Below are 20,709 nucleotides of genomic sequence, written 5' to 3'. Positions count from 1 at the left end.
TTTTGAATTAGAATTTAATTTTCAAGCTCGCACCGTAAGTAGCTGCACTTGGAGTCATAAAGAACTCAGTAGTAGCATAGGTACCTACACCATAAGTAAGTTGAGGGTCGAAAGGAGCTTTGTTGTAAATCATCCAAAGGTTAGTACCAATGGCACCAATCGTTACGCTTTTTACTTTATCCCAGAAGTGTTTACCATCTATAGTATAGTTGAGTGATACTTCTTGGAGGCGTACATTAGTAGCGTCGTAAGAGTAATAACCAGGAAGGTCTTTAATGGTATTGTAGTATTTTTGAGCGTCGTATTTTTTACCATTCACTACTACTCCATCATTATCACGAGCATCGGCAGAAGCTTTTGATACTCCATAAGCATCGAGCATAGGTTGTGTACCTGCTAAAACGATACCTCCAAAGCTACCGTTGAACAAGAAGCTCAAATCGATACCTTTATAAGAAAGGGTGTTGCGCCATCCCATTTGGAAATCGGGAGTAGAACGTCCTAATTTTACTTCTTGAGTTTTATCAAATTTGTATTGAGAAGCTTCTTCGATAAGATCACCGTTCACATCGCGGAGCAATACACCTCTTACTACAACATCGGACATACTACCGCCTTCGCGCAATACAGTGCTACCTTTGCGCACTTCGGTAATATCAAATAATTCACCTGTGAAAGGATTGCGGTAACCGCGAACTAATTCTTTTATTTCGTTCACATTGCGTGAATAGGTAAGAGTAGAATTCCAGTTGAGTTCTTTGTTAAGGAATTCTTTATTGTAATTTACTGACAACTCAATACCGCGATTTTCAACGTTACCTGCTTGCAAATAGAAAGAAGAGTAGATAGAAGAAGCGGACAATTGTTGTTCAAAGAATTGATTATAAGTGTTAGATTTGTACAAAGTCAAATCTACTGACAAGCTATTACCGAACAATTTCGTATTTAAACCAGCTTCCCAAGAAGTAGTGCGTTCAGCTTTAAATTCTGGATAAGGATATACCTTATTAGTTTTCAAGCCGTCGGCAGTAAGTTCGTGAGTAATAGTACCTGGAGTAATACCTGTTTTGCTGATAGGAGAACCTACCTCAGTATATGAACCGCGTACTTTCAAATAGTTGATAAACTCAGGCAATTTTGTCATTTGAGAAATCACTGCTGAAAGCCCTACAGAAGGATAGAAGAATGAAGGTTCAGCAGAGTTTACCAATTGTGAAGACCAGTCGTTACGACCTGTAGCTGAGAGGTATAACATACCTTTATAGCCGAGTTCGGCACTTGCGAATACCGCTACGTTTTTAGCGCGAGAATAGCTCTGACCTGAGCCTCCTCGTTGAGGGTCGAAGTTAGTTGTTGAGAAGAGGTTAGGCAAACGGAACAACACGCCTCTTGCCGAAAGACCTGTGCTATAACGGTCGTTATAACTTGAACCAACGTTAGCTGTTAAAGAGAATTTTTCGCCAAAGTTTTTATTGACGTTAAACATTATATCGGCATAAGTTTGCTCATCTTTAGTTTGGGTATTAGCATAAGAACCGTTGTTGTTAGGCCCCCATTCAGTTTTCCAACCAATTAAGAAGTTGGTAGTGCTGGCATATAGTTTTTCTTCAGCAGTACCGTAGTCGTTATCTAAGCGCACACGTCCTGTAACGTTCAACCAATCGAGGATATCGTATTTCAAAGAAGCCGACATCATATAGCGTTTCTTGTTGTTCAAAAAGAGTTCTCGGTTCGCTACCCAATAAGGGTTTTCGGAGAAGTAACTGTCAACTCTATCAGAATAAGGTTGATATCTTTCATAAATACCTCTTGAAGGGTTGTAGCGTTCATAAGCTTGTACATCGCGATAATCCATACTGCGTGGCATTAAATACAAACCTACTAAGGGGTTGAAATAACCACCTCCCGCCATCATATTACGGCTACCTTGGCGAATAAAGTTACCACTTACATCTAAGTGCAATTTATCTTTAGCAAAATTAGCAGTATTGCGCACCCCTACATTGTAACGATAGTAAGCGTTGTTAGGAATGAGACCTTCGGCATTGGTTTGTGCAGCCGATACAAAAGTTTGGTTTTGAGCGTTCCCTGTAGAGAAGGTAACAGAGTTCATAAAGTTTGTACCTGTATTGAAGAATTTACGAGGTTCGAAAGTAGAAGGTGTTGCTAATTTAGCACCCCAGCTTTTATCACCATTGCTACCATAAGTATTTTGGAATTCAGGTAATAATATAGGAGTCATCAACTCTACACTGCTGGATAGGTTTACTTCAGTTTTACCTTCTTTACCTTTTTTAGTGTTGATAAGGATTACCCCGTTAGCGGCTTCACTACCGTACAAAGCTGCTGCCGAAGGCCCTGTAAGTACGTTGATACTTTCGATATCCTCAGGGTTGATATCTGAAATACCTTCTCCTCCACCTGGGCGACCGAAGTTATTACCTCCGCCATCACTTTGTTTGTTGAACAAAGGCACCCCATCAATCACATAGAGCACACCGTTATTTCCGTCCAATGATTTGAGACCGCGCATCACCACTTTAGTCGAACCTCCTACCCCAGAAGAACTACGTTGGATATTCACCCCCGCTACTTTACCGTTGAGGCTGTTCACCACGTTCACGTCTTTCACTTTGGTAAGTTCTTCCGACTTCACTTGTTGTACGTTATAACTCAAGGCTTTTTCTTGGCGTTTGATACCCAAAGCGGTTACCACTACTTCACCAAGTTGTTGTGCTTCTTCTTGTAACACCACATCTAAAGTAAGAGTACCGCTCGCTTTCGTAACTTTTCTTTGCAGAGTACTATACCCCAAGAAGCTGTACTCAATAGTTTCATTGGCAGCTGCTTGTAGTTCATACTTCCCGTCAAAGTCAGTTGAAACACCACGTGTTGTACCTTTAATCACAACACTTACACCTGGCAGTGGCATACCATCACTGCCTGTAACTGTACCAGTTACTTTCGTTTGTGCCATTAGCACACCGCTAAACAATGCAAAAACGAACATTAGCATTGATATTTTTACTTTCATTACTTTATTGAATAAATTAATTTGGGCGCAAAATTAGGAATATTTTAACATAGCGCAAATTTTTTACCTTACTTTTTTCCTTTTTTTTCTCTTTTTCTTTATTTCAAAAATATATATTATTGATAATCAAACAGAATCAAAAGTACTAATTTTATATTTTTCTCCTTCAAAAATCTCCAAAGATTAAAAAATAATCTTCTTTATATCTATTTTATTAAAGAGAAGCTTATCTTATACGGTTATTTTTTAAATCTATTTAATTATTATAACCAAAATAGTTTACTCATTAAATTAAAGTCTTTTTTTCTAAATCAATACCCATTCTTAATATTTTCTTAAAACAAATGTTAAAGTCTTCTCCCCTTCATCTCAGCGTCATTTCATCACTCCCTTTCAAAATCGCAAACCACTATTCTTCTCCCCTTTTCCCGACCATACACCTTACCAAAGTTTCTAATTGCTTTTCGTACTACAACCTTTTACAAAGTCAAAAACTAACAATAACCCTCTTTTTATCTCCACCTTACCTTTAACTTAGCTTCACTTTTTCTTCGTTCATTCTTCGTTCATTCTTCGTTCATTCTTCGTCTTTGCATCGCTACAATTCCCCCTTTGGAGGTAGCCAGCGATAGCTGGGTATGTGTAAGGGGGAGGTTACCTTTGTCTTTCCTCTATCTGTCCGTGTAACTCACGCTGTCTTTTATTCATTGTAGACCCACTATAGACCCACTATAGACCCACTATAGACCCACTATAGACCCACTATAGACCCACTATAGACCCACTGTAGACCCACTGTAGACCCACTCATTATTCAATTATTCTATAAGCTTTATACAATCCTCTCCCAATTCCACCATTAACCACCAACCACTAACCACTAACCACCAACCATTAATCATTGACCATTAATTCAAAAATTTGTTCATTTGCTAATTATTTTCTACTTTTGCCTACTGATAACCGATACTTGTAATCATAATAATGAATAAAAATGCTGTATTAGGGTGGGCAACCCTCATAATGATAGTAGTAGGCTTAGGGCTTATCGCTTTAGGAGCCTTTAAATACAACGAAGTAGCAGGCTTTGGATTCGGAGCAGTAGGCATCGGCTTTTTTGCTATTGCTTGGGTATTCAACGCCCTCAAAGGAAGAGTATGACAATTTGCTAATTTGTTAATGTGATAATTAGCAAATGTACATACCCTACTCATTTGCTAATTTACTAATTTGCTAATTAAAAAATTATGAATATACCAGAACAATTTCAAGTAAAACCCTTTCGCCAAGACACTTACCTTATCGATGGCGAACTCCGTGAGTGGAAAGGTGAGTTCACCAATATCTATTCCACTATTTCTTCTACTGAAAAGTATGAACGCACCCTCTTGGGTAGCGTGCCTTCGTTAGGCAAAGCTGATGCTTTAGAAGCTCTTCATTCGGCTACTGAGGCTTATAACAAAGGTAAAGGTCTATGGCCTACAATGAAAGTAAAAGACCGCATCTCCGCAATGCTTAAATTTGTAAAACAAATGGAAAAGCAACGCGATGAAGTCGTAAAACTGATGATGTGGGAAATTGGCAAAAACCTGGACGACTCGCGTAAGGAATTTGATCGTACCGTAGAGTACATCTACGACACTATCAATGCTTATAAAGAACTCGATAACCAGTCGTCTAAATTCGTACAACGCGATGGAGTCTATGCCCTTATTCGTCGTGGCCCCTTAGGGGTTGTACTCTGTTTAGGCCCTTATAACTACCCACTGAATGAAACCTTTGCACTGATTATCCCTGCGCTTATTATGGGCAACACAGTGATTTTTAAGCCCGCTAAACACGGGGTATTACTCTTCACGCCTCTATTGGAAGCCTTCCAAAACTCCTTCCCTCGTGGGGTGATTAATATTCTTTACGGACGTGGTCGCACCGTTGCACCTCCCATTATGGAGAGTGGTAAGGTAGATGTATTGGCTCTCATAGGCAACAGCAAGACAGCGATTGCTTTACAAGACCAGCATCCTAAGAAAAACCGCTTGCGCCTTGTCTTTGGCTTGGAAGCTAAAAACCCTGGGGTAATACTTCCTGACGCCAATCTTGATTTGGCAGTAAACGAATGCGTGAAAGGAACTTTGTCTTTCAACGGACAGCGTTGTACAGCACTAAAAATACTCTACGTGCACGCCAAGATAAAAGATGAGTTTCTCAAGCGTTTCGCCGAAAAGGTAGATGCGCTCAAGTTCGGTAATCCGTGGGACGAAAAAGTAGCCCTCACTCCCCTACCCGAGGTCGATAAACCTGCTTTCTTACAGGAACTCATAGATGATGCTCTTGCCAAAGGCGCTACTATTCAGAATAAAAAAGGTGGTCAGCGCACTGATAACTTCATTTTCCCTGCGGTACTTTATCCCGTTACCAAGGAAATGCGAGTGTATAACGAAGAGCAGTTTGGTCCCCTTATTCCAGTAAAACCGTTCTCCAATATCAACGAGATTATAGATGAGATTTCCGATTCTAAATACGGACAGCAAATCAGCCTGTTTGGTGAAGACCCACACGAGCTCTCTCCTCTCATCGATATGTTGGTGAATATGCTCTGCCGTGTGAACCTCAACAGCTTATGTCAGCGAGGTCCCGATGTGTTCCCTTTCACCGGCAGAAAAGACTCTGCTGTGGGTACCCTAAGCGTACACGATGCCTTACGCTCGTTCTCTATCCGCACCTTTGTATCGTTCCAAAACAACGACTACAACGATAGGATAGTAGAGAACCTCCTCCGCACTGGCGCTTCTAACTTCATCAACACCGATTTCATTTTATAATCGTTAAAATATCTCAACCAAAAAAGCAGGTTACTGAAAACTCAGCAACCTGCTTTTTTATATCCGCAAAACAGCTGATTTAGATAAATTAATTTAATAGGAATAGAAGATAACCGTAGAATCTTTAACACTAAAAATTTGTATAATGATATTAATATTCGTATCTTTGCCACACCAATTTAAGTAATGAAATAAATGAAGTATTCTGAATTACACAAAAAACTACGTGAAGCAGGTTGTTATATAGTAAGGCAAGGAAGTAATCACCCCATTTGGTTTAGTCCTCTCACTAATAAAGAATTCCCAACCAGTAGACACGAAAGTCAAGAAGTAAAAGCAGGTACTTTAAATAGCATTCTTAAATTAGCTGGTCTTAAAAAATAAACAGAAGATATGAAAGTAAAAGCAATTATAGAAAGAGGTAACGATGGCTCTTATGGCATCTATTTAGATGATGATAATTTAAATTTTGGAATCATAGGAGAAGGTAATACAGTAGCCGAGGCTAAAGATGACTTTTTATTATGTCGTGATGAGATGAAAGAGTATTACGATGAAATAGGTAAAGAGTTCCCCGATTTAGAATTCATATATCAATATGACACCGCATCTTTCTTAGAATATTACAGCAAAATTATTTCATTGGCAGGATTAGAACGTCTTACTGGAGTAAATCAAGGGCAACTAAGCCACTATCTCACAGGCAAACGTAAACCTAGCGCCAAAACTACTCAAAAAATACAACGCCATTTGCACGCTTTTGGTAAAGAATTACAGCATTTAGAGTTTGCTTAGTATACTGTCTCACATTACACTCTCGTCACTCCATAGAGCACAACCAAAAAAGCAGGTTGCTAATTAGCAACCTGCTTTTTTTTCCGTGACCGCAAGAGGAGTCGAACCTCCAACCTTCAGAACCGGAATCTGATATTCTATCCAGTTGAACTATGCGGCCTCTTTTAAACTATATATTACTAAGACAATAATCTCTTTACAATCTCCGAAATGAGCTTGCCATCAGCTTTGCCTGCCAATTGTTTGGTGGCTACACCCATTACCTTGCCCATATCCTTAGGCGTAGTAGCGCCCACTTGGTTAATAATTCCTCTCAGAGCAGTTTCTACTTCTGCTTCACTGAGTTGAGCCGGTAAGAACTTCTCTATCACCGCCATTTGGGCTAATTCAGGCTCAGCTAAGTCATTCCTACCTTGCTGTGTGTACAAAGCCGCACTATCTTTGCGCTGTTTTACTAATTTCTGTAATAGTTTAAGTTCATCAGCTTCCGAAAGTTCTTCGGCAGCTCCTGCTTCTGTTTTGGCTAACAAAATAGCCGATTTAATAGCTCTCAACGATTCTAATGCCACTGTGTCCTTGGCTTTCATCGCTTCTTTGAGAGCCTCCATTACTTTAGTTTGTAAACTCATAATTTTTCAGTGTTTTGTGGGGCAAAAGTAATGCTATATTTATAAACTGCCAACTTTTACCTCTATTTTTTATTTCCAACGGAGGCTTTCCATTATCCTCCTCACATCTTTTTCTAAATAATTACTCGCAGGTTGTACCGAATCGTAATTAGGAACCACCCTAAAATACACCGAACCTGATATAAAATGACGCACACTATCGGTAGCGTAAAACTGTGCTTGCGAAGCTGCATTGCCATACACTTGGTAAAACATACCGTATACTTTGGTCGTATCGTTCATAAATACTGTCGAAGCAATATTATCTGCCTTAATCGTATGGTCATAAGTAAACTTTTGTGCATCACTCAGCAACTGACGAATATTGCCATTCACATTTTTATAAGTGAGATAAACCGTAGCCTTCATCGCAGGATATTCTATATTAACATCACACGAATGGGGCTTGTACTTCAATTCCGATAGCGTATTTACCTCAAAAGTAAACGGACAATTAGGCAATTCGGTTACTTTCTGATACGATGCTTGCGGGTATTCCAATCGCAATACCCCCTTAGGCTTAGGCAATATATCAGTACCACAAGCTACTAACAATAGCACTACACTACTCAACAGACTATAAATAAGTTTTTTCATACATCACACTAATACCAAAAAACCTCAGCCACTTATGCTAAGGTTTTTCAGTGTAAAAAAGTTTTTATAATGGGTGAAAAATTATTCTACAGGTTTTTCTTCTGCTTTTACTTCTTTTTTCTCACCGCCTTTTTCGTGGCAAGACTTTTTTCCATCTTTCTTACCGTCTTTTTTGCAACAAGATTTCTTTTTGCCATCTTTATTGCACTCTTTTTTCTCGCCGTCTTTATCGCAAGATTTCTTCACTTTCACTCCTCCGTTACCATCTTGGTCTACGATAAGGCTTTTAGCGATTTGATTTACATTAAGGGTCATAGCCCCTACATTAGTACTAAATGCAAACATTACAAATGCTGCAACAATTAATTTAAAAGTGTTCTTCATACAATTTTATATTTAGTTATTAATTTTCTGTTTATCAATATATTTCCTTTCTTATCCCAACATCGCATATCCCATCGTAGCAACGCCTATTTCCACATTGGGTACGGTTTTCAAAAGCTCATAACAGTTCGTGAGCGTGGCTCCTGTGGTCACCACATCATCTACCAAAAGCACCTTCTTGCCTTCTATTCTATGAGTATTTTGAAGAGAAAATATATGTTCGCTCTCCTTCAAACGTCGCCACACCACCTTTCGGGTCTGCGTAGTATTAGCTTCAATTTTCACCAATACATCATCTATATAATCAAGGTGTAATACCGAAGCCAATGTCCTGCCAAACAAGGCTACTTGGTTGTATCCTCGCTTGCGTTCTTTACTTTTGTGTAAAGGCACAGGCAACACCACCTCAGCCTGCTGAAATAGGGGCACATTCTTTATCTTTTCACCGAGCCATTGCCCTAACCACTCCCCTATCTGCTCTTCTCCTTTGTACTTCAAAAGATGTATCAAATGTTGTGCCATATTGTCCTTTTTAAAGTAAAATAATGCAGTAGCCGCAAACACTTCGCACTCTTCTGTTAGTCGCTGGGTAAACAAATTTTCCGCCTGCAAATGAAAGTTCGTTTCTTCCAACTTTTCTCTACAATTTACACACAAAAATTGCTCGCCTGTAACCAATAATTTTCCACAACCCCTGCAATAAGCAGGTGATAACACCGAAAGTATATCCGATAAAATCATAATTCTTTTAGCTAATAGGTCGTTAATAGCTTCCTCTTAAATCCACCTTCTCTCCTTCCGCTCCTCATTCATTGTTCGTTCTTTATTCGTCTTTTGTTCATTATCTGCCCGTGCGGCTCGCACCTGCCCGTGCCTTGCACCGTTGTTTATTCGTTTATATGTATGAACTTTGCCAAAGTTTCAAATCTTTGGCAAAGTTGAAATCCACTAATAACCTTCTTTTTATCTCTGCCTTAGCTTCAACTTTCCTCCTACTTAGGTTCGTTGTTCCTTCGTTCATCGTTCGTCTTTTGTTCGTTGTAGAGCCACTGTAGACCCACTGTAGACCCACTGTAGACCCACTCTTTGTCCATCTATCCTATAAGCTTTGTATAATCCTCTCTCAATTTCACTATTAACCATTAACCATTAATCATTAACCACTAACCATTAATCTAAAACTTTTTCGGCAAATATACTCCTTTTTCCAAAAAATAATAGTACCTTTGTCCAATTATTTTTGATCTGAAACAAAACTTAATCTATTTTTATAACTGAAAATCAATTGAATATATGGCAAATACAGACGATCAATTCAAAAAAGTTGTTGCTCACGCCAAAGAATATGGCTTTATTTTCCCTTCAAGTGAAATCTACGACGGACTCGGTGCCGTATACGATTATGGGCAAAATGGCGTTGAACTAAAAAAGAATATCCGCGAATATTGGTGGCGCGCAATGGTGCAGATGAACGAGAACATTGTGGGTATCGATGCTGCTATCTTTATGCACCCTACTACGTGGAAGGCTTCTGGGCACGTCGATGCTTTCAACGACCCTCTTATCGATAACAAAGACTCTAAAAAACGCTACCGCGCCGATGTGCTCGTAGAAGATTATGTAGCTAAACTCGATGATAAGATTGAAAAAGAAATCGCTAAAGCTCAAAAACGCTTCGGCGATGCTTTCGACCGCGAGCAGTTTATAACTACCAATCCTCGCGTGTTAGAATACAAAAAACGAGGCGAAGAAATATTACACCGCTTGGGTAAATCGCTTGAGAAAGAAGACCTCGCCGATGTAAAAGCTCTTATCGAAGAACTCGAAATTGCCGACCCCGAAACAGGTTCACGCAACTGGACAGATGTAAAGCAGTTCAACCTAATGTTCGGCACCAAAATCGGCGCCTCTGCCGATGCTTCTATGGATTTATACCTACGTCCCGAAACCGCTCAGGGTATTTTCGTAAACTTCCTAAACGTGCAAAAATCCGGACGTATGAAAATTCCTTTTGGTATCGCCCAAACGGGTAAAGCCTTCCGCAACGAGATTGTGGCGCGTCAGTTTATTTTCCGTATGCGCGAGTTCGAACAAATGGAAATGCAATTCTTCATCAAACCGGGTACCCAACAACAATGGTATGAGTACTGGAAAGAAACCCGCCTCAAATGGCACCTATCCTTAGGAATGGGTGAAGAAAACTATCGCTACCACCCACACGAAAAGCTCGCTCACTACGCCGATGCTGCTTGCGATATCGAGTTCCGTTTTCCTTTTGGTTTCAAAGAATTAGAAGGTATCCACTCTCGTACCAATTTCGACCTCGGTAACCACGAAAAGTATTCAGGCAAAAAAATGCAATACTTCGACCCCGAAGAAAATAAGAGCTATACTCCTTACGTACTCGAAACCTCTATCGGGCTCGACCGTATGTTCCTTGCAGTGTTCTCTAACTCATTGCAAGAAGAAGCCTTAGAAGGAGGTGACACTCGCACCGTATTGCGCTTGCCTTTTGTGTTGGCACCTACCAAAGTAGCTGTATTGCCATTGCTCAAAAAAGACGGACTTCCAGAAGTTGCCGAACAAATCGTGAACGAGCTAAAATACGATTTCAATGTAGCTTACGACGAAAAAGATGCAGTAGGTCGCCGTTATCGCCGCCAAGATGCCGTAGGTACACCTTTCTGCGTAACCGTCGATCACCAAACTTTGGAAGACAACACCGTTACCTTACGCCACCGCGACACTATGGAGCAAGTGCGCATTGCCATTCCTGAATTGCGTAACACTATTGCCAAAGAAGTGGATATGCGTAATTGGCTTCACAAATTAGATACGAAGTAAGAGATAAGAGGTAAGAAAATGACTGAAACTCCAACAATCAAACGTCCCGTGCCCATAGACGAAGAAGTGTTGTGGGATAAAACCACTACCCTGATGAGTCGTACCAACAAGCACGGACATATAATGGAAACCAATAAGGCATTTCAAGAAGTATCAGGCTATACTGAGGCTGAGTTGTATGACCAGCCTCATAGCCTGATCCGCCACCCCGATATGCCCAAAGTAGTTTTCAAAATACTGTGGGAAAACCTCAAAGGGCATAATAATTTCCACGCTATCATCAAGAACCTCTCTAAAAGCGGGCGCTATTATTGGGTGATTACTAATTTTGAAATCATACGGAATGAGCAAGATGAGATTACTGCTTTTGTATCACATCGCAAAGCATTGCCTAAGGCACTCATCAGCGAGCATATAGCCCCTTTGTACGAACGTCTTTTAAAGATAGAAAAAGCCAATGGTTTGGAAGTAAGTGAACGCTATTTCAACGGCTTTTTAGAAGACCGTAAAACTACCTACGATGCTTTCATTCGCCAATTGCTCAAAGAAAACGCCGAAGAAATCAAAGCCTTCTATAACAACAAAAACACCGATAGCTTTTTAACAGAACTCATTCGATGAAATACTTTTTACTATCCTTTCTCCTTTTCTCCCTATATCCTGTTACAGCACAGGAAAACGACTCTATTCCACAAACTACATTGGATAGCATTGCAAATGCTTTGCAAGGCGCACACCCATCTGAAGCAGATTTATCAGGTAAACAATACAAAATCAATGATAATCTAACCTATGTATACCAAAAACCGCGTTTTGTAGATATCTTCAACAAAATACCACGCAACATAGGTAAATCGGCAGTGGAGATGGTGTCTAAACCGAATTATCCTTACGGATTGGCAGCTATTGGTGCTACTGCAGCACTTATCCCTGCTGACCCTTGGCTCATTAGAGAGAGTAGAAATTTGGGAGAGAATTTAGGACTAAATGAAGCACATACCTATAAGAAATTAGGCTTTTTGAAGATTATTCCCGCCGATGTAAACTCTGCCTTATACTTCATAGGCAATGGCACTACTTTTATCATCATCAGTGGGGGGATGGCTACTTATGGTCTTATTACAGGTGATTATCGCGCCAAAAGTACTGCTATGCAGATATTGGAAAGCATCATCGTATCGGGGGCATTTGTACAACCCATCAAACGACTTACAGGGCGCGAGAGTCCGTTTATAACCGCAGGCGACGGGCGTTGGCACAGTCAGTGGACATTTGCTCCCAGCTTTAAAGCTTACCAAGAGGATACCCCTATGTATGACGCTATGCCCTCTGGACACCTCACTACTGCAATGTCAGCACTCACAGTGATTGCCGAAAACTATCCCGACTACAAATGGATAAAGCCCGTAGGTTACACAGCTTTAGGTTTGATGTGTTACGAAATGATGCAAAGTAAAGTACACTGGGCCTCCGATTACCCTATCGCCCTATTTGTGGGCTATATTACCGGTAAAACGATTGCTAACAGACGCATCACCAAAATAAGAAAAGAAGAAACTTTTTTAGTTAATAAAGTAAAATATAGTTGGGAATTCTGTACCTCCAAGACTTGGGAAGGATATCAGCTACTTGGAGTAAATATTAAATTTAAGTAAAGAAGATTATTGACTTACCTCTTCTAAATGAACGACTTCTACACCTGCTTTTTCGAGAAAAGCTAACCCTTCGTTGTCGCGATAGCCTTCCTTATACACCACGCGCTTAATCCCCGATTGGTAGATGAGCTTACTGCACTCTTTGCAAGGTGACATTGTGATATAGAGCGTCGCTCCTTCCGACGATTGGGTTGACGAAGCGACTTTCATTATCGCATTAGCTTCGGCGTGAAGTACATACCAATGAGTATTGCCTTCCTCATCTTCACAACAGTTATCAAAACCAGTGGGCGTACCATTATAACCGTCTGAAATAATCATACGGTCTTTTACTATTATAGCTCCTACTTGCTTGCGCTGTGAATAAGACAATTTTGCCCATTCCATCGCCATACGCATATAAGCTTTGTCATAACGCAATTGCTTTTCTCGCTGTTGTTTCGTCATCTTGTAATTGTTTTTTAAGAAGTGCTACCGAAGAGAACTTTCGTTCTTCACGTAGGTATTTTACAAAATATATTGTGAGTTCACGGTCGTAAAGGTCGCCGTTGAAGTCAAAGAAATACACCTCGATAGAAGCCCCTTTTCCTTCGATAGTAGGGTTTTTGCCAATGCTCATCATTCCATAAACTTTTTGTGCGCCAATGTAGCTATACACGGCATATACGCCATCTTTGGGAATGAGCTTATAGTACTCAGTTACTTGTATATTAGCCGTAGGGTAGCCTAAGGTACGCCCCAATTTGAGTCCGTGTACCACAGTGCCTGTAAGGCTATAAGGAGTCCCGAGGTAATGCTCAGCAGTGATAACGTCGCCTTTATTCAACGCTTCTCTGATTTTGGTGGAACTCACCGATACTTCATCTACTTCTTGCACCGATATTTCTTCTACAGCAAAGCCATACTTTTCGCCAAATAAACGCATATCGCTTATATTTGCGGTACGATTGCGCCCAAAACGGTGGTCGTAACCAATAATCACCTTTTTCACGTTGAGATGCTGTACCAAAATAGTACTTACGAACTCCTCGGCAGTAAGTTGAGCAAAAGCCTCATTAAAAGGTTGCACCACGAGCAAATCGACGCCTAATCGCTGGAGTAGTTGCTTCTTCTCTTCCAAAGTGTGAATAAGTTTCAAGCCTTTGTCGTGTTGCACTACCATTCGCGGATGCGGAAAGAAAGTGAATATTGTTGCTAAAAGTCCTTCTTGGCGAGCTGTTGTTACTACCCTTTCAATGATTTTCTGATGTCCCAAATGCACACCATCGAACGTGCCTATGGTGAGCACCGTAGGTTGCTGGGTAGAAAAAGTAGTAATATCGGTTATTTCTCTCACTTATTGTAGAACTTATTGTAAATATCTATATATTTTTCTTTAATCACGCGTCGTTTGAGTTTGAGAGTGGGAGTGAGATGACCGCCGTCTATCGTCCATTCATCGGGGGTAAAATCAAAAAGTTTTACTTGTTCCCACTTGCCTAAATGCTTGTTTACCTTTTCTACCTCTTTGGCAATACGATCGTGAACGGCTTGGTTTTGTATAATCTCTTCGTTGGTCTTTCCTAATTTCACTTTATGACGGCGCGCCCATTCTCTTACAAACGGGAAGTTGAGCTGAATAATAGCCGCTGGCATCTTTTCACCTTCGCCTACTACCATTACATTCTCGATGAAACGAGAGAGTTTCAACTGGTTTTCTATCAGCTGAGGCGATACGTACTTACCGCCTGAAGTTTTGAAGATTTCCTTCTTGCGGTCGGTGATTTTAAGGAAGCCATCAGCGTCAAGCTCGCCTATATCGCCTGTGTGGAAGAAACCATCGGTGATGTTTTGATCCGTTTGCTCGGGGTCTTTATAGTAGCCTAACATTACATTCTCGCCTTTCACAAGTATTTCACCGTCTTCAGCAATTTTTACATCTACATTCACAATAGGTTTCCCTACGGTACCTATTTTCCAATATCTACCCGATTCGCGGTTTACAGCAATGACGGGAGCGGTTTCAGTAAGTCCGTAACCTTCCATAATTTTCAGCCCTGCGGCAGAAAACACTTTCGCCAAACGCGGTGAGAGGGCAGCACTACCTGAGACAATCATCTGTATGCGTCCGCCTAAGGCTTCACGCCATTTACTAAAAATGAGTTTGCGTGCTAATTTTAGCTTGAACTGATACCAAGCCCCATTGGCTCCATAAGGTTCGTACTTGAAGCCCAAATTGAGTGCCCAAAAGAAGAGTTTGCGTTTAATGCCTTTAAGTTCTGCGCCTTTTGCGAAGATTTTGTCGTAAATCTTCTCTATGAGTCGGGGTACTACTGTAATGATATGCGGTTTTACTTCGCGTAAGTTATCACTGATTTTATCGAGAGATTCGGCAAAATAAATGCTTAGGCAATCGTACTGATACAAATAGGTGAGCATACGCTCAAACACGTGGCACACAGGCAAAAAGCTGAGAGCTGTAGAACCTTCGGTAATAGGCAAACGGTCTTGACAGTTCAGTATGTTAGAAATGATATTCCAGTGAGAGAGCATTACCCCTTTTGGACGGCTGGTAGTGCCCGAAGTGTAGATGATAGTCGCCAAATCGTCTTTCTGTATGCTATCTTTGCGCGCTTCCACTTCTGCTTGATTGCTCTCATCGGCACCTAAATCGAGGATTTCTTGCCAATGGTGGGCATAAGGTACATCGTTGAAGGTAAAAATAGTTTTTAGATGAGGCAATTTATCTTGGATAGAAGAGATTTTCTCCCATAGTTCTTTATCGGAAACGACACAGTATTTACATTCCGAATGGTTGAGGATATACTCGAAATCCTCTAAGTTGATAGTGGGATAGATAGGTACATTCTGTGCGCCTACTTGTAAAATCCCGATGTCGAGCACGTGCCATTCGGTGCGGTTAGTGCTTGAAATGACTGCTATTTTATCATTTTTTTCAATACCTAAGCGCAATAAGCCTCGGCTTACGGTATTCACTTTTTGGATATATTCAGCGGTAGAGGTTTTTTCCCACTCTCCGTTGTATTTGGTAGCAAAAGCGACCTCTAAAGGGTGTTTAGATTGTTGATAATAAGGTATATCGAATAAACGATTTACGGTATTCATTGGTTTAAATTTTTGTTACAGAGGGCAAAAGTAATAAATAATTACGAAATACGAAATACGAATGACGAAAAAAGGGAAAAACTTTATTTTTCTGGAAAAAAATTGTCTTTTATCATTTGTAATTTACAATTAATTCATACTTTTGCACCAAATAAAAACAATTGAGATATAGAAGAATAGAAAAATACACATAAGATTTAAAGAGAAAGTTGTTAATATTCCTTTTAAAAAGAATCTGGTAAATTCAATAAAAAAGCAGAGGTAAATTAACAAAAGGTTTCTCGCCCCACAAGGGCGTGAACTGTTTTTGTTACATACCTGTTTTTGGGCATACCAGAGCCTTTTTAAAAGTGTGAACAAAACATTCACGCTTTTTTTATGCTCAAAGGTTGCCCTTATTCGTTTTGTAATATTAAAATTAAATCAATAACAAATGAAAAAAATCGTATTATTCAGTGCTTTGGCACTACTGTTAGCAAGTTGTGGAGGTACAAGAGAGTTATCACACAATGTAAATAACCATACTACTCAAGTGGTATTGGCTAAAAATAACTTTAAAGTAGTAGAACACGTTAAAGGAGAAGCTTCTAATCAATATTTCCTTATAGTAGGAGGTGGAAGACGTGGCTTGGTAGAAAAAGCAAGAGCTAAAATGCTTCAAAATGCCAATTTGGTAGGCTCTTCAAAAGCCATTATCAATGAAACTGTAGAAATACATTCTTTCTTTTTCTGGTTTGGTATGCAATACACAGTAACTGTTTCAGCTGACGTAATCGAATTTACTGAATAGTAAAACACAAAAAAGAAGCTGTTCTAAAAGTTTTATTTTTATAGGGGCGTTTACAAGCGCCCCTATAAATGTGATGTAAATGAGATTGACTATCAATGATTTCAACTTTGAAAAAGCCATAGCACAACAGGGCGTGAGCTATACGGGGAACGGAAACTTTAGCAAGGTATAACGGCAGTAAGATGAACGAAGAGTGGCTCTACAGTGGGTCTACAGTGGCTCTACAGTGGGTCTACAGTGGGTCTACAGTGGCTCTACAGTGGGTCTACAGTGGGTCTACAGTGGCTCTACAGTGGGTCTACAGTGGGTCTACAGTGGGTCTACAGTGGGTCTACAGTGGGTCTACAGTGGGTCTACAGTGGGTCTACAGTGGGTCTACAGTGGGTCTACAGTGGGTCTACAGTGGGTCTACAACGAACAAAAAACGAACCTAAATAGGAAGTAAGTTAAAGCTAAGATAGAACTAAAAAGAAGGTAGTTAAGGGATTTCTATTTTTGGTAAGAGTCGTAGCGCGAAGAGCGAACAGAAACTTTGGCAAGGTATATATTACAAAAGCAATTAAAAAATAGTATTTTGTTATATCGAGCTCACTTCAAACAAAAAAAGAGTCAATTTGTATACTTACAAATTGACTCTTTTTCTAATTGACAAATTGGCAAATTACCAAATTATTCTACGGTTACTGATTTGGCTAAATTACGAGGTTGATCGACATTGCAACCGCGCTTGATAGCGATATAATAGGACAACAACTGCAAAGGTACGGATGCTAAAATAGGGGTGAGTGCCTCACTGATTTCGGGTATTTCAATCACGTGGTTTGCTAAGCCCGCCATTTGGGTATCGCCTTCGGTTACTACGGCTATAATTTTACCTTTGCGCGCCTTTATCTCTTGTGCATTGGAAACTACCTTATCATAATGTCCTTTAGACGGTGCGATGAATATCACCGGCATATTCTCATCGATAAGGGCGATAGGCCCGTGTTTCATCTCGGCAGCTGGATAGCCTTCGGCGTGAATATAGGATATTTCTTTGAGTTTTAAAGCCCCTTCCAAAGCGGTAGGGAAATTAAAACCACGACCTAAATACAAGCAGTTGGTAGCTGTTTTATAGCTTTCGGCTATCTCGGCTATCTTGTGATCGGCTGATTTGATAGTGGTTTCAAGCAACTGAGGTATGCGTTCCAATTCCTTGCAGAGGCGGTGATAGGTTTCTGTACTGAGGGTACCCTTTTTATGTCCTAAATGCAAAGCGATAAGGGTAAGCACCGTAAGTTGGGTGGTAAAGGCTTTGGTAGAAGCTACCCCTATTTCAGGGCCTGCGTGGGTGTAAGTACCTGAATGGGTGATACGCGCAATTGATGAACCTACCACATTGCAAATGCCATAGATAAAAGCCCCTTTTTCTTTCGCTAATTTGAGGGCTGCTAATGTATCGGCGGTCTCACCCGATTGTGAAATAGCGATGACTATATCCCCTTTATCAATAATTGGATTGCGATAGCGGAACTCTGAGGCGTACTCCACTTCCACAGGAATGCGCGCGTATTCTTCTAACAGATATTCACCTACCAGGCCTGCGTGCCACGAAGTGCCACACGCTACAATAACAATGCGTTTGGCATTGAGGAAGGTCTCTAAATGATTATCTATTCCTGATAGTTTGGTAGAGTGGTTGGGCAAGAGGCGACCGCGCATCGTGTCTTGGATAGACTTAGGCTGCTCGTAGATTTCTTTGAGCATAAAATGGTCGTATCCGCCTTTTTCAATGGCTTCGAGGTTGAGTTTGAGTTGTTGTACAAACGGACTCACCTGCTCATTACTACCTATTTTTATCACTTTCAACGGTTTGTTGAGGTGAATGGTAGCCATTTCGCCATCTTCTAAATATACAGCATTCTGGGTATACTCTATAAAAGGAGAGGCATCGGAGGCGATGAAGAACTCACCATCACCTACCCCTATTACCAACGGACTACCCAAGCGGGCAACGACTATTTCCTCAGGTTTGCTTTCCTCCATTACAGCAATGGCAAAAGCACCCACCACCTCGTTGAGAGCATAGCGCACGGCAGTCTCTAAATTAACGTTTTCTTTTTCTTTGAAGTATTCGATGAAGTTTACTAATACTTCGGTATCAGTATCAGAATGAAATACAAAACCCTCTTTGATGAGGTTTTGCTTGATACTTTCATAATTCTCGATAATACCGTTGTGTACAATAGCAATCTTGCCAGAGTTGGAACGGTGAGGGTGTGAATTAATATCGTTAGGCACTCCGTGGGTAGCCCAACGGGTATGCCCCATACCGCAGCCATAAGTAGGAACATTTTCTCCTGCTTTGGCTACCAAATCGGATACTTTGCCTTTGGTTTTTTCTCCGTAAAAACTCTCAGCGTTTAAGATAAAACCTGCGCTGTCGTATCCGCGATACTCTAAGCGTTTTAACCCATCAATCACGATGGGAAAGGCAGCACGTTTGCCTAAATAACCTACAATTCCACACATATTTTTAAATTTTATTATTATTTCTTCTTTTACTGAGTTCTAATTCCTAATGGCTAAACTCTCACACTTTCGGGGACTAACACCGTGTAATCACCGTGATTGCGAATAACATCGCGCACAATAGACGATGATATAAACGAAGTGCGTGCTGCCGTAAGTAAAAAGACAGTTTCTATTTGAGATAATTTGCGGTTAGTATGTGCAATAGCTTTTTCGAACTCAAAGTCGGCTGGGTTGCGCAAACCTCTGAGGATAAATTGCGCATCAATTTCTTTGCAAAAGTCTACCGTAAGTCCTTGGTAAGTAGTAACTTTTACTTTAGGTTCATCGGCAAAGGCTTTTTCGATAAACTCTTTGCGTTGTTCTACCGTAAACATATAGTTCTTATCGCCATTAACACCTATGGCAACCACAATTTCATCGAATAGGTCTAAAGCACGAGTAATAATATCGTAATGACCTAAGGTAATGGGGTCGAACGACCCTGGAAATAAAGCTCTTTTCAATGATTAACGATTAATGGTTAGTGATTCAATACTCGTTCTATTTCGCTTTCGAATAGTTCTTCAAGACTGATACCTGCTACTTTAGCTTGTTGAGGCAGTAAACTAGCTTCTGAAAGCCCTGGTGTAGTATTCATTTCGAGCAAATAAGGTGTATCGCCTACGATGATGAACTCACTTCGGCTGAAGCCTTCCATTTTCAACAATCGGTATACACGTTCCGCCAAGGCGTTAATTTTAGCAGTCATTTCGGCAGAAAGACGCGCAGGAGTAATTTCTTGCGACTTGCCGTTATACTTAGCATCATAATCGAAGAAATCATTTTCGGATACAATCTCAGTCATTGGAAGGACTTTTATTTTACCGCGATAGTTGATTACCCCGATAGAGATTTCAGTACCTTTTAAGAAACTTTCGATGAGGATTTCGTCATCTACTTCAAATGCTTTGTCTATATACATAGGCAGTTGAGCCTCTTCATATACTTTATACACTCCAAAACTACTCCCTGATTTATTAGCCTTCACAAAGCAAGGTAAGCCTACTTTGGCTACAATATCAGCAGTGTTGTAGTCTTCTCCTTTGTTGAGATAGTAAGAAGGGGCTGAAAGAATGCCAAAAGGTTTGAGTACCGATAGCATATCACGTTTGTTGAACGTAAGAGCCGAAGCATACATACTGCACCCTGTGAGCGGTAAGCCAATCAAACTGAAATAGGCTTGTAAATAACCGTCTTCACCTGGGGTGCCGTGAATGGCATTGAATACGGCATCAAAAGTAATTTTACGTCCGTTTACTGTTACCGAGAAGTCGTTTTTATCAATAGGGTGTTCGTTGTTTTGAGCATCTACGTACACCCATTTATCGCGGTCGATACGCACGGGGTAAGGTACATATTTATCTTGGTTGAGGTTTTTGGCTACTACTGCAGCACTTTTTAAAGAAACGGGAGCTTCATTAGAGTATCCTCCCATTATGATTGCTATATTCTTTTTCATTTT

The 20,709-nt window shown here is 40.4% G+C and carries 20 protein-coding genes and 1 tRNA gene; 9 read left to right on the top strand and 12 right to left on the bottom strand.

Going from position 1 to position 20,709, the window contains the following annotated elements; translation table 11 throughout:
• Positions 1 to 7 precede the first annotated feature (7 nt).
• On the bottom strand, positions 8 to 3,034 hold the full coding sequence (locus ACSQ7D_RS03360; protein ID WP_437135378.1) for a SusC/RagA family TonB-linked outer membrane protein: 3,027 nt from the start codon (positions 3,032 to 3,034) through the stop codon (positions 8 to 10).
• A gap of 984 nt (positions 3,035 to 4,018) precedes the next feature.
• On the opposite strand from ACSQ7D_RS03360, the gene ACSQ7D_RS03355 reads away from it, so the two are divergent.
• The 4 genes from ACSQ7D_RS03355 to ACSQ7D_RS03340 all read left to right on the top strand — a co-directional run bounded on the left by ACSQ7D_RS03355 (position 4,019) and on the right by ACSQ7D_RS03340 (position 6,651).
• Positions 4,019 to 4,195, top strand: a complete 177-nt coding sequence (locus ACSQ7D_RS03355; protein ID WP_002675432.1) for a CAL67264 family membrane protein — start codon at positions 4,019 to 4,021, stop codon at positions 4,193 to 4,195.
• A gap of 86 nt (positions 4,196 to 4,281) precedes the next feature.
• Positions 4,282 to 5,856, top strand: a complete 1,575-nt coding sequence (locus ACSQ7D_RS03350) for an NADP-dependent glyceraldehyde-3-phosphate dehydrogenase (RefSeq protein ID WP_437135377.1) — start codon at positions 4,282 to 4,284, stop codon at positions 5,854 to 5,856.
• Between the two features lie 195 nt (positions 5,857 to 6,051).
• Positions 6,052 to 6,240 (top strand): type II toxin-antitoxin system HicA family toxin, encoded by a 189-nt coding sequence (locus ACSQ7D_RS03345; protein ID WP_048748100.1) that lies wholly within the window; start codon positions 6,052 to 6,054, stop codon positions 6,238 to 6,240.
• A gap of 9 nt (positions 6,241 to 6,249) precedes the next feature.
• Positions 6,250 to 6,651: a helix-turn-helix domain-containing protein gene (locus ACSQ7D_RS03340; RefSeq protein ID WP_009411287.1), complete on the top strand. Its 402-nt coding sequence runs from the start codon at positions 6,250 to 6,252 to the stop codon at positions 6,649 to 6,651.
• An 86-nt stretch (positions 6,652 to 6,737) separates the two neighbouring features.
• Here ACSQ7D_RS03340 and ACSQ7D_RS03335 read toward each other — a convergent pair.
• From ACSQ7D_RS03335 to ACSQ7D_RS03315, 5 genes are all read right to left on the bottom strand, one after another.
• Positions 6,738 to 6,811, bottom strand: a tRNA-Arg gene (locus tag ACSQ7D_RS03335).
• A 19-nt stretch (positions 6,812 to 6,830) separates the two neighbouring features.
• Positions 6,831 to 7,280: a GatB/YqeY domain-containing protein gene (locus tag ACSQ7D_RS03330; RefSeq protein ID WP_009411286.1), complete on the bottom strand. Its 450-nt coding sequence runs from the start codon at positions 7,278 to 7,280 to the stop codon at positions 6,831 to 6,833.
• A 69-nt stretch (positions 7,281 to 7,349) separates the two neighbouring features.
• Complete coding sequence (gldD, locus tag ACSQ7D_RS03325; RefSeq protein WP_002675426.1) at positions 7,350 to 7,916, bottom strand: gliding motility lipoprotein GldD; 567 nt, start codon at positions 7,914 to 7,916, stop codon at positions 7,350 to 7,352.
• A gap of 81 nt (positions 7,917 to 7,997) precedes the next feature.
• The gene (locus tag ACSQ7D_RS03320; RefSeq protein WP_002675425.1) at positions 7,998 to 8,300 is read right to left on the bottom strand and encodes a hypothetical protein; all 303 of its coding nucleotides are present in this window, start codon (positions 8,298 to 8,300) and stop codon (positions 7,998 to 8,000) included.
• A 51-nt stretch (positions 8,301 to 8,351) separates the two neighbouring features.
• Positions 8,352 to 9,041, bottom strand: coding sequence for a ComF family protein (locus ACSQ7D_RS03315; protein WP_181831746.1), 690 nt, complete (start codon positions 9,039 to 9,041; stop codon positions 8,352 to 8,354).
• A 552-nt stretch (positions 9,042 to 9,593) separates the two neighbouring features.
• On the opposite strand from ACSQ7D_RS03315, the gene ACSQ7D_RS03310 reads away from it, so the two are divergent.
• From ACSQ7D_RS03310 to ACSQ7D_RS03300, 3 genes are read left to right on the top strand one after another with little or no spacing between them, the layout of a single operon-like run.
• Positions 9,594 to 11,144, top strand: a complete 1,551-nt coding sequence (locus ACSQ7D_RS03310) for a glycine--tRNA ligase (protein WP_002675419.1) — start codon at positions 9,594 to 9,596, stop codon at positions 11,142 to 11,144.
• An 18-nt stretch (positions 11,145 to 11,162) separates the two neighbouring features.
• On the top strand, positions 11,163 to 11,765 hold the full coding sequence (locus ACSQ7D_RS03305; protein ID WP_178977594.1) for a PAS domain-containing protein: 603 nt from the start codon (positions 11,163 to 11,165) through the stop codon (positions 11,763 to 11,765).
• Positions 11,762 to 12,799 carry a phosphatase PAP2 family protein gene (locus tag ACSQ7D_RS03300; RefSeq protein ID WP_437135376.1) on the top strand — a complete coding sequence of 346 codons (1,038 nt, stop codon included), beginning with the start codon at positions 11,762 to 11,764 and terminating at the stop codon, positions 12,797 to 12,799. The genes ACSQ7D_RS03305 and ACSQ7D_RS03300 overlap by 4 nt, the downstream gene beginning before the upstream one ends.
• A 6-nt stretch (positions 12,800 to 12,805) precedes the next feature.
• Here the strand turns inward: ACSQ7D_RS03300 and ACSQ7D_RS03295 are convergent, their stop codons facing one another.
• The 3 genes from ACSQ7D_RS03295 to ACSQ7D_RS03285 are packed head-to-tail and all read right to left on the bottom strand — an operon-like array spanning position 12,806 to position 15,904.
• Entirely contained in the window at positions 12,806 to 13,246 is a 441-nt protein-coding gene (locus tag ACSQ7D_RS03295; RefSeq protein WP_009417611.1) for a deoxycytidylate deaminase, read from the bottom strand.
• A complete protein-coding gene (locus ACSQ7D_RS03290) occupies positions 13,209 to 14,135 on the bottom strand; it encodes a bifunctional riboflavin kinase/FAD synthetase (protein WP_437135375.1) in 927 nt (308 codons plus the stop codon). The genes ACSQ7D_RS03295 and ACSQ7D_RS03290 overlap by 38 nt, the downstream gene beginning before the upstream one ends.
• Entirely contained in the window at positions 14,132 to 15,904 is a 1,773-nt protein-coding gene (locus ACSQ7D_RS03285; protein WP_437135373.1) for an AMP-dependent synthetase/ligase, read from the bottom strand. Before ACSQ7D_RS03285 ends, ACSQ7D_RS03290 begins: the two co-directional genes overlap by 4 nt.
• Before the next feature lie 433 nt (positions 15,905 to 16,337).
• Here ACSQ7D_RS03285 and ACSQ7D_RS03280 point away from each other — a divergent pair, with 433 nt between their 5' ends.
• A complete protein-coding gene (locus ACSQ7D_RS03280; RefSeq protein ID WP_437135371.1) occupies positions 16,338 to 16,694 on the top strand; it encodes a DUF6567 family protein in 357 nt (118 codons plus the stop codon).
• Between the two features lie 182 nt (positions 16,695 to 16,876).
• The gene (locus ACSQ7D_RS03275) at positions 16,877 to 17,128 is read left to right on the top strand and encodes a hypothetical protein (protein WP_437135369.1); all 252 of its coding nucleotides are present in this window, start codon (positions 16,877 to 16,879) and stop codon (positions 17,126 to 17,128) included.
• Positions 17,129 to 17,363: 235 nt separating this feature from the next.
• On the opposite strand, the gene glmS is transcribed toward ACSQ7D_RS03275, so the two are convergent.
• The 3 genes from glmS to ACSQ7D_RS03260 are packed head-to-tail and all read right to left on the bottom strand — an operon-like array spanning position 17,364 to position 20,706.
• Positions 17,364 to 19,205 (bottom strand): glutamine--fructose-6-phosphate transaminase (isomerizing), encoded by a 1,842-nt coding sequence (gene glmS, locus ACSQ7D_RS03270; protein ID WP_437135367.1) that lies wholly within the window; start codon positions 19,203 to 19,205, stop codon positions 17,364 to 17,366.
• 53 nt (positions 19,206 to 19,258) lie between these two features.
• Positions 19,259 to 19,711 carry a pantetheine-phosphate adenylyltransferase gene (coaD, locus tag ACSQ7D_RS03265; RefSeq protein WP_009412969.1) on the bottom strand — a complete coding sequence of 151 codons (453 nt, stop codon included), beginning with the start codon at positions 19,709 to 19,711 and terminating at the stop codon, positions 19,259 to 19,261.
• 17 nt (positions 19,712 to 19,728) lie between these two features.
• Positions 19,729 to 20,706 carry a D-alanine--D-alanine ligase gene (locus ACSQ7D_RS03260; RefSeq protein WP_308766469.1) on the bottom strand — a complete coding sequence of 326 codons (978 nt, stop codon included), beginning with the start codon at positions 20,704 to 20,706 and terminating at the stop codon, positions 19,729 to 19,731.
• Between the last annotated feature and the right edge of the window lie 3 nt (positions 20,707 to 20,709).

This window comes from Capnocytophaga sp. G1920, from assembly GCF_051417515.1.
This window is presented reverse-complemented; position numbering and strand designations above follow the sequence as displayed.